Origin of the sequence: uncultured Pseudomonas sp. (assembly GCF_943846705.1) — a bacterium.
Taxonomy (GTDB): domain Bacteria; phylum Pseudomonadota; class Gammaproteobacteria; order Pseudomonadales; family Pseudomonadaceae; genus Aquipseudomonas.
Map to the genome: position 1 here is coordinate 1,901,144 of NZ_OX044366.1, position 14,123 is coordinate 1,915,266.

A 14,123-nucleotide genomic window follows, 5' to 3' on the forward strand; every position below is an offset into this window, starting at 1 on the left:
CTCAGTCACTGGCGGCTAACCTCTTTTCAATGCGGCGAATAACCCACGACAGCAGGGTGGTCAGAATCAGGTACAGGCCGGCCACGGTGATCCACACTTCAAACGTAGCAAAGCTGCCACTGATGGCTTCGCGGCCGGCTTTGGTCAGGTCGGTAATGGCAATCACCGAGACCAGTGAGGAGTCTTTGATCAGGTTGATCAACTGGCCGGCCATGGGCGGCAGGGTGCGTTTGAATGCTTGCGGCAGAATGACGTGAGTCATCGCCTTGGGATACGACATGCCGAGGGAGCGCGCCGCTTCCATTTGTCCAGGTGAAATCGACTGGATGCCCGAGCGCACGATTTCGGCAATGTAAGCGCCGGTAAAGATCGACAGGGCCATGACCCCGGCAGAGAAGCGGTCGAGGTTGAGCATGGTGCCGACAAAGAAGTACATGATGAAAATCTGTACCAGCAGCGGCGTTCCGCGAATCAAACCGATGTAAACAAACGCCAGATTCTGACAGGCCGGATTAGTCGAAATCCGCATCAAGCCAGCGATTAAACCGAGCAGGGTGGCGAAGAACAGCGAGATCACTGAGATCTTCAGTGTTACCCACAAACCATTGAGCAGCGGGCCGGCGCGCCAATCAACGCTGCGGGCAACCACATCACCCTCAAAGATCAGGTCACCTTGGGCCGCTACGGCCTGGTCAAAGGTTTTGAATACTTGGGTCTTGCCACCGTCATCCAGGGTGAGGGTGATGGTTTTTTGCGTGACTTCAGTGATGGTGCCATTACCGCTGGCGCGCAGGTCGAGCGGCGCGGTATTGACGATGTAAGGCAGGACACGAGCCCATTGCCAGCTGTAGTTAATCTGCTTTGAGGCCATGTACAGCGTGCCCATTAGGCCCGCAATAATAAGTACGGATAAGCCGTGCCAAAGCCAGCGTCGGGGGCTGGTCAACAAAGTGACCTCCTGAAAAAGTAAGTTTACGGTTGCGCGGGGGAGCTGAAAGTCAGGCCAGAGGGTGAGTCTGGCCTGTGGTCTTACTGAACCTGATCGAGCCAGGCGTCGCTTTCAAACCATTTCGCGTAGAGGCGATCGTAGGTGTCTTCACCTTTGATCTGACGCAGGAAGTTGTTCAGCAGGTTGAGCATTTCCGGGTCGCCTTGGGCAACGGCCCAGCCCAGCGGCTCATAGGTGAATGGCTTGTTCAGGTGAACGACTTTGTCTTTGTTCTGCGCGGTGTAGATGGCGTTGAACGGCAAGTCGTAAATGAACGCATCAGCTTTACCGTTGGTGACTTCGAGCACCGCGTCAGACTGGGTTTCAAAGGCCGTAATCTTGGCTTTGCTGAGCATGCGCTTGGTCGCTTGTTCGCCAGTCGTGCCGAGTTTGGTGGTGATGGTGTACTGCGGGTCGTTAAGGTCTTTGTAGTCCTTGATCTTACCCTTGAGCTTAGGGCTCAACAGAATGCTCTGGCCAATAACGATATAGGGGTCAGAGAAGTTCACGCGCATGTTGCGTTGGGTGTTAATGGTCATGCCCGCGTTGATCATGTTGCACTTGCCCGTCAGCAGCGTGGGGATAATGCCGTCCCAGGCGGTGTTGACCGGGACGTATTTAACGCCCATTTGTTTGGCGAGAAGTTTACCCACGTCGATATCAAAGCCGATAAATTGGCCGTTTTTGCTTTTCATTTCAAAGGGCATGTAACCCGCATCAAAGCAAACTTTCAGCTCGCCGGATTTAACGATTTCGTCCAGTACGGGCCCGGCGTGAGCGGTAATGGAAGCGCCTAGGAGGCTGGCAGTAATAGCCAGACCGGTGAAAAGCTTTCGCATGGGGAAGTCCTTATTTTTTGAGCGCAGTAGTGCGTTCTTATTCGTTGGCATCGATCTTTTGTAAAAAACGTATTGGTTATAACAGGTTAGGCCTTGAATGAAAAAGTCCAAGGCCACTGCCGCCATCGCGCGAAGAACTGGGGCAGAAGTAATGGGGGCTGGTTGGTCTCGCTTGCGCCGAACACTGCGGGGGCAGCCCAAATACCGGGTGGACGTGGCGGGTGGCAGCACGGTAGTGCGTGTTGCCGCGTCGGCGTTGGGGCGCGTTTATCTTCGCGCGATACGGCTGAAACCATGGAAGTACCCGGTTAAAAACAAAAATGCCAGTCAGGGGCACTGACTGGCATTGGTCGAGCTTTTTCCAGCGTTACGGTTTAGTTGCCGTAAACCGGGAACTTGGCGCAGACCGCTTTAACCTGCTCGCGGATGCGTGTTTCAACAGCGTCGTCGCCCAGGTTGGCGAGGATCTCGCAGATCCAGCCCGCCAGTGCGCGGCACTCGTCTTCCTTGAAACCGCGAGTGGTCACGGCTGGGGTGCCGATGCGCAGGCCCGAAGTGACGAACGGCGAACGTGGGTCGTTCGGTACGCTGTTCTTGTTCACGGTGATAAAGGCGCGACCCAGGGCGGCGTCGGCATCTTTACCGGTGATGTCTTGCTTGATCAGCGAGAGCAGGAACAGGTGGTTCTCGGTGCCGCCGGAAACCACGTCGTAGCCGTTTTCAATAAACACGCTGGCCATGGCCTGGGCGTTCTTGATCACTTGCTGCTGGTAAGCCTTGAACTCTGGCTGCAGCGCTTCTTTGAAGCACACGGCCTTACCGGCAATCACGTGCTCCAGTGGGCCGCCCTGGCCGCCTGGGAAGACCGCGGAGTTGAATTTCTTCTCCAGCGCTTCGTTGGCACGCGCCAGGATCAGACCGCCACGCGGGCCGCGCAGGGTTTTGTGGGTGGTGGTGGTGACCACGTCGGCGAACGGCACCGGGTTCGGGTACACGCCCGCAGCAACCAGACCGGCGACGTGAGCCATGTCGACGAACAGGTAGGCACCGACTTTGTCCGCAATGGCGCGGAAGCGCGGGAAGTCGAGGATCTGCGAGTAGGCGCTGAAGCCGGCGATGATCATCTTCGGCTTGTGCTCAACGGCCAGGCGCTCGACTTCGTCGTAGTCGATCAGGCCGGCATCGGTGATGCCGTACTGCACGGCGTTGTACATCTTGCCGGAGAAGCTGACGCTGGCGCCGTGGGTCAGGTGACCGCCATGGGCCAGGCTCATGCCCAGTACGGTGTCGCCGGCTTCCAGCAGGGCCATGTACACAGCTGAGTTAGCTTGCGAGCCGGAGTGCGGCTGGACGTTGGCGTAGTCGGCGCCGAACAGTTCTTTGGCGCGGTCGATGGCCAGTTGCTCGACGATGTCGACGTATTCGCAGCCACCGTAGTAACGCTTGCCCGGATAGCCTTCGGCGTACTTGTTGGTCAGTACCGAGCCCTGGGCTTCCATCACCGCTGGGCTGGTGTAGTTTTCCGAGGCGATCAGCTCGATGTGATGTTCCTGGCGCTGGGCTTCTTGCTCCATCGCGGCAAACAATTCGGCGTCATAACGGGCGATAGTCAAATCACGGCTGAACATGGCATTCCCCTGAGAAAATCAGCTGGGCGGTAGAAAGAGGGGGCGAATTCTACCCCATCCATACTAAACAGGCATATGAAGCGTGGTCATCCAGCGGACAAGCGGGGCTCATGCGTGGGGCCGCTCAGCCCAGGATAAACAGCGCGGTGCCGGCGAACAGCGCGGTGAATTGCTGTGCCGGCATCGGCCGGCCGAGCAGGAAGCCCTGTACTTCATCGCAATCGTGATCGCGCAGGAAGTCCAGCTGGGCCAGGGTTTCCACGCCCTCGGCGATCACCGTGAGGTTCAGGCTGTGGGCCATGGCGATGATGGCGCGGGCAATCTGACCGTCCTGCTCACCATGCGGTAGGCCATCGACAAAGCTGCGGTCGATTTTCAGCACGTCGATGGGGAACTGCTTGAGGTAGTTCAGCGAAGAGTAACCCGTGCCGAAATCGTCGATGGAGATAAACACCCCGAGCTGTTTTAGGCTGCTGAGGGTCTGCATGGCATTGGTCACGTCTTCCATGAGGATGCTTTCAGTCAGCTCCAGTTCCAGGCAGGTAGCCGGGATGTCGCTCTGCTCGAGTATCTGCGCAATCCGCTGATGCAGGTCGCCTTCAGCAAATTGGCGGGCTGACAGGTTGACCGAGATCTTCGGTACGCGAATATCCGCCTGGCGCCATTCGGCCAGCTGCCGGCACGCTTCACGCAGCACCCAGTCGCCGACTTGCACCACCAAGCCGAGTTCTTCGAGCACCGGAATAAAATCATTCGGCGGCACCAGGCCGCGCTGTGGATGCTGCCAGCGCAGCAGCGCTTCGGCCCCGGTCAGGCGCTTGCCGTCGCTGGAGAACTGCGGTTGGTAATACAGTTTGAACTCGTTTTGTTCCAGGGCGTGGCGCAGGTCGCTTTCCAGCTCCAGGCGCTGCAGGGCGCTGGCGTTCATGTCGGCCTGGTAGAACTGGAAGTTGTTCTTGCCACGCTCCTTGGCGTGGTACATCGCCGTGTCGGCGTTCTTCATCAGCTGGCTCAGCTCGTTGCCGTCCTGCGGGCTGAGGGCAATGCCGATACTGGCGGTGACGAAGAACTCGCGGCCTTCGAGGATAAATGGCTGTTCCAGGCTAGTGAGGATCTGTTCTCCGACATGGATGGCGCGGGTCAGTGCCCCCTCGCGTTGGGCCTGGGATTGCAGCAGCAGGGTGAATTCGTCGCCGCCCATGCGCGCCACGGTGTCGTCACCATCAACGCAGGCGCTTAGGCGCACGGCGACTTCCTTGAGCATGCGGTCGCCGGCAGCGTGGCCGAGGGAGTCGTTGATTGGTTTGAAACGGTCGAGGTCGAGGAACATCAACGCCACCCATTCCTGATGTCGCTCACCATGCTGCAGTGCGCTGTGCAGGCGGTCCTGGAACAGGGTGCGGTTGGGCAGCTGGGTCAGGGCGTCGTAGTAGGCCAGGCGGTGGATGCGCTGCTCGCTGGCCTTGCGCTCACTGATGTCGCTGAAGAAGCACACGTAACTGACCAGGTCGCCTTCCTCGTCCTTGACCGCGGTAATGCCGACCCAGGCCGGGAACTTCTCGCCACTTTTGCGCTTGAGCCACAACTCACCTTCCCAGCTGCCCTGCTGGTTGAGCTGTTTGAGCACATAGGTCAGGTGGTTGGCCTGCTGGGTATCGGCGGTGAGCATGCCCGGTAGCTGGTCGAGGATCTGCTTGGAGCTGTAGCCGCTGACGCGACTGAAGGCATGGTTAACCTGAACGATATAACCGGCCGGGTCGGTGACCAGAATCGCCGCCGTGGAGTGTTCGAACACCGTGGCGGCCATGCGCAGGTCTTTCTCGGCGCGGCGCTGCAGGCTGATGTCGCGGCCAACGCCAAGCAGGCCCTCGAAGCGCCCACTGTCGTCCCACATCGGCACCAGGCGCAGTTCAATCGGGATTTTCTTGCCATCGGCGCGCAGGGCGTCAAACACGAACAGTTGCGGTACAAAGTGGCTGCGCAGTTCGGCCAGCCGCTGCGGGTCGCCGAGGGCGTTGCGCACGCGCTCAAGCAAGGCGTAGAAGCCGCTCAGTTGCCGTGGGTTGGTGGCCAGGCTATGGAAACCATTGCTCAGCGCCCACTCGCTGTCATAGCCGAGCACGGCCATGACCGAGGGGCTGACGTAGTTGAGCTGCAGGTCGCTGCCGGTTGAGAAAATTACGTCGCTGATGCTTTCCGCCAGCAGGCGGTAGCGCTGCTCGCTGGAGCGCAGGGATTCGCTGTGGGTGACCTGCTCGTTGATGTCCTTGGCCACACCAATCAGCCGGCTGACCCGGGACTTGTCATTGCGCGCCAGGGCTTGCTCGCGAATATCAAACCAGTGCCAGCTGCCATCGCGGTGACGCAAGCGCAGCTCGAACTGCATCAGCTGGCCCTTGCCCAGCACCTGCTGAATAGAGCGTATGCGCAGGTACAACTCGACATCGTCTGGGTGTAAGAGTTTTTCCCAGAGGCGTTCGCCGAGCTGCCGCATTTCCGCCTTGCTGTAACCAAGCTGCGCGCCCAGGTGGTTGTTGCTGTACATCAACCGCTTGCCGGCAATGTCATGCACATAAATGGTATCGGGTACCGCGCTAATGACATCAGACCAGAAACGCTCGCGTTCGATCAGCGAGGATTCGATGCGCTTGCGGTTGGTGATGTCGCTGATGCTTAAGGTCACGGCTTGCAGGTCGTCGCGGCTTTCCGGCAGGCGCAGCAATAGCCACAGGTGCCGCTCCGTGCCTTGCGGAGTGATGATCTGCCGTTCCATTTCCAGCTGCCCGCTGCCTGTGAGCAGGGCGTGCAGCAGCTGCAGGCGGAAGCCGTCCGGGCGCAGCGGGTCCTTGTTGAATAAGTGCTCGCGGGCCTGCGCGCTGGAGTCGACGCCGAGCAGTTGCAGCGCCACTTGGTTGGTTTCAGTCAGGCGCATGCGCTGCGACAGTTGTGCATGATGCTGTGGGTCGGTATCCAGCCAGTGCTGCAGAGCGCTGATGCTGTGCAGTTGTTGCGCTTGCAGGAAGCGCCGTAGTTCGCTCAGGTCAAGTACGCACAAAGCAGTGCCGGTGCCATCAAAAATGTCCTGGTAGCGCCGCCGGGTTTCCTGCAGAGCCTGCGAGGCGTGCTGTGCTTCGGTGACATCGCGCAGCACCCAGACAAAGCCGGTGCGGCGATTGTCTTCGCTGAGGTCGCTGCGGCTGATGTCGTACAGGTGGGTGGTGCCGTTCTGCTGGATTTCCACCAGGTCAGGCCCCTGGTCATTGTGCAGGGCGGTGTCATGCAGCAGCAGCGGGTCAAGGCGTGGCAGCAGCTTGAGCAAGTGCCAATCGTCTGCCTCGTTATTGCTTAGGCCAAACATGGCCTCGGCCTGCGGGTTGAGGTATTGCAGCTGGCCGTAGCAGTCGGTGACCAGCACGCGCTCTTCGATGGCACTGAGCACGCTGGCGGCCTGTTGCAGCGAGCGCCGCGAGGCGGCATTGAGCGCCTGCAGGTTGCGTTGTTCGCGCAGTAAGCGATACAGCGCGAGCAGCGTCAGGATCGCGCAGATAATAAACAGCAGCAGCTTGCTGGCCTGTTGCGGCAACTGCTGAGCGCGCACCTTGCGCTCATTGAACAGCGCACGCAGTTGCCAGTCACTGCCTTTGAGCGGAACTTCCAGCAGGCTTTGGTCGAGGTTCTCTGCCGTCACGGGCGGCGCAATCGTTGAGTCGCTAGTGCGCTGCGCCCCGTTATTGGCAATGACGCGCTTTGCGTTACGGTCTTCCAGCAGCCATTGGTGCGGGCTTTGATGGCGCTCATGCAGCCAGCTGCTCAGCGCCTGATTGGTCATGCGCAGCACCCAATAACCACTGACGGCGCTGCCGGGGCTATGTCGGAGCAACAGGTAGATACGCCCGTTGTCGTTGGCGCTGAACGCGTAAAAAAAGCTTTGCGTGCGGCCACGCTGCAGCAGTTCATCGAGGTACAGCGCGTCCTCGTTGGGCGCATGGCTGTCGGCGAGGATTTGCCCTTGCTCATTCAGCCAGGCCAGGCTGAGTAATGTTGGAAAGACGCCGCGTAAGGATTGCAGCAGTTGTGCCTGCGCCTCGGCGCTCTCCGGCGGCAGCGCGTGGGCCTGCAGTAAGGCCTGGCCGGCACTGGCCTTGAGGTCCATGTTCAGCGCGAGGTGATTGGCCAGCTGCGAGCTATAGGCCAAGGCCAACTGACGTTGGTTGTCCAGCAGCTGTTGGGACTCTTGGCGCAGCTGCCAGATCAGCAGCACCAGCATGCCCAGTACCAGCGCCACCAGCACGCCACGTGCCGGCCCGCGCATTACCTTAGCCGGTGCTGCGCGGTGAGCGTGCGCTGAGGTCGGAGGCGTAACTGCTGGCAACGACGTGCATCCTCGGGCTGGGCGGCGATGGCCCCCTGGCAGGTGCGCGGTACGGCTGGCAAACAGGGGGCGGGTAGAATGCCATAATTGTGGCGAAGTGCCAGCGCCGCCGACGAGCGTGGTTTGCCCTACCCGGCGCATTCCGGTAGCTTTGCCCGTTACGCGCGCGCGACTCTTTAAGTTCAGTGCGTTGGCGTCGCCTGGCGGCTGCGTCCCCGCCGTGCAGTTTCACGCTGCACGCATTAGTTGGCGACTCTCTTTCGTTTCATTCCAGAATCAAGGTCATCATGGCTCAATACGTTTACACCATGCATCGGCTCGGCAAAGTAGTGCCGCCGAAGCGGGAAATTCTCAAGAACATCTCCCTGTCGTTCTTCCCTGGCGCCAAGATCGGCGTACTCGGTCTCAACGGTTCGGGCAAGTCCACCCTGCTGAAAATCATGGCGGGTGTCGATACCGAGTTCAACGGTGAAGCGCGGCCGATGCCGGAGCTGAATATCGGTTACCTGCCGCAGGAACCGCAGCTTGATCCAAGCAAAACCGTGCGCGAAGTGGTGGAAGAGGCGGTTAGCCACATTAAAGATGCCCAGGCGCGTCTGGATCAGGTCTACGCCGCGTACGCCGAGCCGGATGCCGACTTCGATAAGCTGGCCGCCGAACAGGCCAAGCTCGAAGCCATCCTGCAAACCAGCGACGGCCACAACCTGGAGCGTCAGCTGGAAGTCGCCGCCGACGCCCTGCGCCTGCCTGCCTGGGACGCCAAAGTTGCCGTGCTCTCCGGTGGTGAGAAGCGCCGCGTGGCGCTGTGCCGCCTGCTGCTGTCGGCTCCCGACATGCTCCTGCTGGATGAGCCAACCAACCACCTGGACGCCGACTCGGTGGCTTGGTTGGAGCACTTCCTCCATGACTTCCAGGGCACTGTGGTGGCGATTACCCACGACCGTTACTTCCTGGATAACGTCGCTGGCTGGATTCTCGAACTCGACCGCGGCGCGGGTATTCCTTACGAGGGTAACTACTCCGGCTGGCTGGAGGCTAAGTCCAACCGCTTGGCCCAGGAATCCAAGCAGCAGTCGGCGCATGAAAAAGCCATGAAGGAAGAACTGGAATGGGTGCGCAAAGGCGCTAAAGCCCGCCAGTCGAAATCCAAGGCCCGCCTGCAGCGCTTCGAGGAAATGCAGTCGCAGGAATTCCAGAAGCGCAGCGAGACCAACGAGATCTATATCCCGGTCGGCCCGCGTCTGGGTGACAAGGTCATCGACTTTGTGGGCGTCAGCAAGGGCTACGGCGACCGCGCGCTGATCGACAACCTGTCGTTCAGCATGCCCAAGGGCGCCATCGTCGGCGTGATCGGCGGTAACGGTGCCGGTAAGTCGACGCTGTTCCGCATGCTGATGGGCAAGGAGCAGCCGGACTCGGGCAGCATCGAGATCGGTGAAACCGTGCAACTGGCCTGCGTCGACCAGAGCCGCGACGACCTCGACGGCAGCAAGAGCGTGTGGGAAGCCGTGTCTGGTGGCTCCGACATGATCAAGATCGGCAACTATGAAGTGCCGTCGCGCACCTACGTCGGGCGCTTCAACTTCAAGGGCGGCGACCAGCAGAAGTTCGTCAAGGACCTCTCCGGTGGTGAGCGTGGCCGCTTGCACTTGGCGTTGACTTTGAAAGAGGGCGCCAACGTGCTGCTGCTGGATGAGCCGTCCAACGACCTCGACGTGGAAACCCTGCGCTCGCTGGAAGAGGCGCTGCTCGACTTCCCGGGCGCGGCGATTGTGATCTCTCACGACCGTTGGTTCCTCGATCGCGTGGCCACCCACATCCTGGCGTACGAAGATGACTCGCACATCGAGTTCTTCGAAGGTAACTACACCGAGTACGAAGCCGATCGTAAAAAACGCCTCGGTGATGCGGCCGCCCAGCCGCACCGCGTGCGTTACAAGAAGCTGGCGCAGTAAGCCACGCTGTACTGCAAAACGGAGCCTTAGGGCTCCGTTTTTGTTTCTGGGTTTTCACTTGAGTGGAGTGTTTCCGGCGTTGGTGCGGGTTCACCGGCAATAAAGCGCGGTAAGCGGCTGGCGGATCGCGCTTATGGCTTGTGGAGCGCGGCCGATGCGGCCATGATTTCCCTCAGGTTTCCGTCCAAGGATTTACAATGCCAGACTCTGTCGCCGCCCATTTGCGCTTGGCTCCCGAAGCACTTACCCGGCCGTTTTCTCCTGAGCAGTTCAACTTCACCAGCACCGAAGATCTAGAGCCCTTTCGCGGCGTCTTAGGCCAGGAGCGCGCTGTTGAGGCGCTGCAGTTCGGCGTGGCGATGCCGCGCCCCGGCTACAACGTATTTGTGATGGGCGAGCCCGGCACCGGTCGGTTCTCCTTCGTTAAGCGCTACCTCAAGGCGGAAGCCAAGCGGCTGGCAACCCCGGCGGACCGGTTTTACGTCAACCATTTCGATGAGCCACGCGAGCCCCGCGCTCTGGAGCTGCCGTCCGGCACCGCGGCGGAGTTTCTCGCGGATATCAACGGGCTGATCGACAACCTGCTGGCGACCTTTCCTGCGGTGTTCGAGCACCCCTCGTTCCAGCAGAAGAAGAACGCCATCGACCGTGCGTTCAATAAACGTTACGACCAGGCGCTGGACATCATCGAGCGGCTGTCGCTGGAAAAGAGCATTGCCCTGTACCGCGACAGCAGCAATATCGCGTTTACCCCCATGCTGGAAGGCAAGGCGCTGGATGAGGCTGAGTTCGCCCAGTTGCCGGAAGCCGACCGTGAGCGCTTTCATGCCGATATCGCCGCCCTGGAAGAGCGCCTTAACGAGGAGCTGGCCAGCCTGCCGCAATGGAAGCGTGAGTCGAGCAACCTGCTGCGTCAGCTCAATGAAGAAACCATCACCGTGGCGTTGCAGCCGTTACTGGCGCCGCTTTCGGAGAAATACGCGGAGAACGCCGGCGTCTGTGCCTACCTGCAGGCGGTGCAGGTCAATCTGCTGAAAACCGTGGTTGAGCAGTTGGTCGAGGTCGACAAGATCGATGCGCAAACACGCAAGCTGCTCGAAGAGCAGTACTGCCCGAGCCTGGTGGTGGGGCATCACGCCCAGGGCGGCGCGCCGGTGGTGTTTGAGTCGCACCCGACCTACGACAACCTGTTCGGGCGCATTGAGTACAACACCGATCAGGGTGCGCTTTACACCAGTTACCGGCAACTGCGCCCCGGCGCTTTGCACCGCGCCAACGGCGGCTTCCTGATTCTCGAAGCGGAGAAGATGCTCGGTGAGCCGTTTGTCTGGGATGCGCTCAAGCGTGCCCTGCAATCGCGGCAGTTGAAGATGGAGTCGCCGCTGGGTGACCTCGGCCGCATCGCCACAGTGACCCTGACGCCTGAGGTGATTCCACTGCATCTCAAGGTGGTGATCATCGGTTCGCGTCAGCTGTATTATACGCTGCAGGACCTCGATCCGGATTTTCAGGAGATGTTCCGCGTACTGGCCGACTTCGATGAGGAAATCCCCCTGGCCGACGACAGCCTGGAACAGTTCGCCCAGCTGATGAAAACCCGCACCTCGGAAGAGGGCATGGCACCGCTGACCGCCGCCGCCGTGGCGCGCGTGGCAACCTACAGTGCGCGTTTGGCTGAACACCAGGGGCGCTTGTCGGCGCGCATTGGCGATCTGTTTCAGTTGGTCAGTGAGGCGGACTTTATCCGTAGCCTGGCGAATGATGAGGTCACTGACGCCGGGCATATCGAGCGTGCGCTGAAAGCCAAGGCCACCCGCACCGGGCGGGTCTCGGCGCGAATCATCGACGACATGCTCGCCGGAATTATCCTGATCGACACCGCCGGTGCCGCTGTCGGCAAGTGCAATGGTTTGACCGTGTTGGAAGTCGGCGACTCTGCCTTTGGTGTGCCCGCGCGGATTTCCGCCACGGTGTATCCGGGCGGCAGCGGCATTGTCGACATCGAGCGCGAGGTCAACCTCGGCCAGCCGATCCACTCCAAGGGCGTGATGATTCTCACCGGTTACCTGGGCAGCCGTTATGCCCAGGAGTTTCCCCTGGAAATCTCCGCGAGCATCGCCCTGGAGCAGTCCTATGGTTATGTCGACGGTGACAGCGCGTCCTTGGGTGAGGTCTGCACGCTGATCTCGGCGTTGTCACGCACGCCGCTCAAGCAGTGTTTCGCCATCACTGGTTCGATCAACCAGTTTGGTGAGGTGCAGGCGGTCGGCGGGGTGAATGAGAAGATTGAAGGCTTCTTCCGCCTTTGCGAGGCGCGCGGCCTGACCGGCGAGCAGGGTGCCATCATCCCGCACTCCAACGTCACCACCCTGATGCTCGATGAGCGGGTGCTGCAGGCGGTACGCGCCGGGCAGTTCCATATCTATGCGGTGCGCCAGGTCGATGAGGCGCTGAGCCTGCTGGTGGGTGCGGATGCCGGCTCACCTAATGAACAGGGGCAATTCCCGGCGGGCAGCGTCAATGCTCGGGTGGTTGAGCGCTTGCGTGATATCGCCGCGATCGGCATGGAAGACGACGACAAGGACGAGCCGAAAAAGGAAGAGCCTGCTGCTGTGGTCAAGGAGAAGAAGCCGCGGGCGAAAAAGCCTGTGCTCGAGTGACCATTGCGCTGCGGCTGTTCGCTCGGTGGCTGGTCAGTCACTGAGCGAGTGTCGCTGCCCGCCGATGCGCCTCGCTGTGGAGGGCTTTTCCTCACTTAATCCACACAGTTATCCACAGTATGTGGGGTTAACTGTTGGCTTCCCTCTGATGCTCGCTCGGGTGTAGGCTGAAGTACAGCTACCGAGAGGGTCGTCGCCATGTCGCGCAACCTCAATCTCACCCGTCACTGCCTAGGCCTGGATACCCGCATCGAATGTGTGGTGCTGCCGCTGGCTGGTAATAATGGCCTCTGGACGCTGATCTTCGCCGCCGGCATGGCCGCTGCGCAGCCCTCGGCTATCAAGGCGCAGGGCCCATTCTGCGGGGCTTTAGCCGCAGAGGATGTCCTCGCCGAGATCGCCGAAAACTTGCGTGGCATGGGCTACGAGCCCTGTACGGACGTGCCGATCTGGCGGCTGCATATTCAGGCCGAACTGCGCCGGCTAAACGCCGCGCGTGGCCACCACCTGGGTGATAGTCAGTTTCTGCCGGAGAGCTGAGCGGGCACTTGGTGAGTATTTGACCAGTCGTCGCAACCCCTACAGATGGCTGGCTTTCAGCCATTGATCCTAAGCCTGCGCACAAGGTTATCCACAGTTGCCGGGGATAACCTGGCTTGTCATGTATTGCCACACTCCAGGGTTGTCTGAGCGAAGGCGCTGAGTATACTCGCCGCCAGTTTTAAACCCTGAGAGAGCCCCTATGGAACGCTTTATCGAAAACGCCATGTATGCCTCCCGCTGGCTGCTGGCGCCCATTTACTTCGGCCTTTCGCTCGGCCTGCTGGCCTTGGCGCTGAAGTTCTTTCAAGAAGTCTTCCACTTACTGCCCAGTGTTTTCTCCATGGCTGAGGCCGATCTGATTTTGGTGATCCTGTCGTTGATCGATATGGCCCTGGTCGGCGGTTTGCTGGTGATGGTGATGATTTCCGGTTACGAGAACTTCGTGTCCCAACTGGATATAACCGAGGGCACCGAAAAGCTCGGCTGGTTGGGCAAAATGGACTCCAGCTCACTGAAGATGAAGGTGGCCGCCTCCATCGTGGCGATCTCCTCGATCCATTTGCTCAAAGTGTTTATGAATGCGCAGAACATCGAGACGGAATATTTGATGTGGTACGTGATCATTCATATGGCGTTTGTGCTGTCGGCCTTTGCCATGGGCTATCTGGATAAGCTGACCAAGCACTAAATCGGTTTTGCTGTCATTCACCGCCCGGCCGTTGCAAAACGGACGGGCGGTTTGCGTTTTGCCTTGTACTTTTGTGTTCTTGTACAAGAATTGTATTTATATGATTATTTGTATAGCTTCGCTCGCCTGAGGTGGTGATCATGAATCTACAAAGCCTATCGCAGCACGCCCATGCCGGGCATATCGATGCGCTCAACCTGATTTCTATTGAGGGCGGTATCTACTTGCTGGAGGCGCACATGGATGGTCGTGCCCATCCGCTTCGTGATGACCACGGTAAAACCCTGCACCTGCGCTCGGTTGAGCATGCACGTGATCTGCTCAGCGATATCCCGCCCATACCGTTTCACCTCGTGCATGCAGTGGTGCATGACGAGATGTGCGGCATGCAAGACGGCGCCCAAGAGGTTCTGCGCGTGCCAATGTCCTTTAATTCTTCCTGGTAACCAT

At 59.8% G+C, this 14,123-nt stretch carries 9 protein-coding genes; 5 read left to right on the top strand and 4 right to left on the bottom strand.

Going from position 1 to position 14,123, the window contains the following annotated elements; all coding sequences use genetic code 11:
- Nucleotide 1: 1 nt before the first annotated feature.
- The 4 genes from Q0V31_RS08880 to Q0V31_RS08895 all read right to left on the bottom strand — a co-directional run bounded on the left by Q0V31_RS08880 (nucleotide 2) and on the right by Q0V31_RS08895 (nucleotide 7,767).
- Complete coding sequence (locus tag Q0V31_RS08880; RefSeq protein WP_298187004.1) at nucleotides 2-886, bottom strand: ABC transporter permease subunit; 885 nt, start codon at nucleotides 884-886, stop codon at nucleotides 2-4.
- A 143-nt stretch (nucleotides 887-1,029) separates the two neighbouring features.
- Nucleotides 1,030-1,827 (bottom strand): transporter substrate-binding domain-containing protein, encoded by a 798-nt coding sequence (locus Q0V31_RS08885; protein ID WP_298187007.1) that lies wholly within the window; start codon nucleotides 1,825-1,827, stop codon nucleotides 1,030-1,032.
- Nucleotides 1,828-2,201: 374 nt separating this feature from the next.
- Nucleotides 2,202-3,455, bottom strand: a complete 1,254-nt coding sequence (gene glyA / locus Q0V31_RS08890; RefSeq protein ID WP_298187009.1) for a serine hydroxymethyltransferase — start codon at nucleotides 3,453-3,455, stop codon at nucleotides 2,202-2,204.
- Between the two features lie 124 nt (nucleotides 3,456-3,579).
- Complete coding sequence (locus Q0V31_RS08895; RefSeq protein WP_298187011.1) at nucleotides 3,580-7,767, bottom strand: EAL domain-containing protein; 4,188 nt, start codon at nucleotides 7,765-7,767, stop codon at nucleotides 3,580-3,582.
- A 347-nt stretch (nucleotides 7,768-8,114) separates the two neighbouring features.
- Here Q0V31_RS08895 and ettA point away from each other — a divergent pair, with 347 nt between their 5' ends.
- The 5 genes from ettA (at nucleotide 8,115) to Q0V31_RS08920 (ending at nucleotide 14,119) form a co-directional block, all read left to right on the top strand.
- Complete coding sequence (ettA, locus tag Q0V31_RS08900) at nucleotides 8,115-9,782, top strand: energy-dependent translational throttle protein EttA (protein WP_136663178.1); 1,668 nt, start codon at nucleotides 8,115-8,117, stop codon at nucleotides 9,780-9,782.
- 197 nt (nucleotides 9,783-9,979) lie between these two features.
- A complete protein-coding gene (locus tag Q0V31_RS08905) occupies nucleotides 9,980-12,442 on the top strand; it encodes an AAA family ATPase (RefSeq protein ID WP_298187017.1) in 2,463 nt (820 codons plus the stop codon).
- A 198-nt stretch (nucleotides 12,443-12,640) separates the two neighbouring features.
- Nucleotides 12,641-12,982, top strand: a complete 342-nt coding sequence (locus Q0V31_RS08910) for a hypothetical protein (protein ID WP_298187020.1) — start codon at nucleotides 12,641-12,643, stop codon at nucleotides 12,980-12,982.
- A gap of 202 nt (nucleotides 12,983-13,184) precedes the next feature.
- A complete protein-coding gene (locus Q0V31_RS08915; RefSeq protein WP_298187022.1) occupies nucleotides 13,185-13,673 on the top strand; it encodes a TIGR00645 family protein in 489 nt (162 codons plus the stop codon).
- Nucleotides 13,674-13,813: 140 nt separating this feature from the next.
- The gene (locus tag Q0V31_RS08920) at nucleotides 13,814-14,119 is read left to right on the top strand and encodes a DUF6482 family protein (RefSeq protein WP_298187025.1); all 306 of its coding nucleotides are present in this window, start codon (nucleotides 13,814-13,816) and stop codon (nucleotides 14,117-14,119) included.
- The last annotated feature ends 4 nt before the right edge of the window (nucleotides 14,120-14,123 follow it).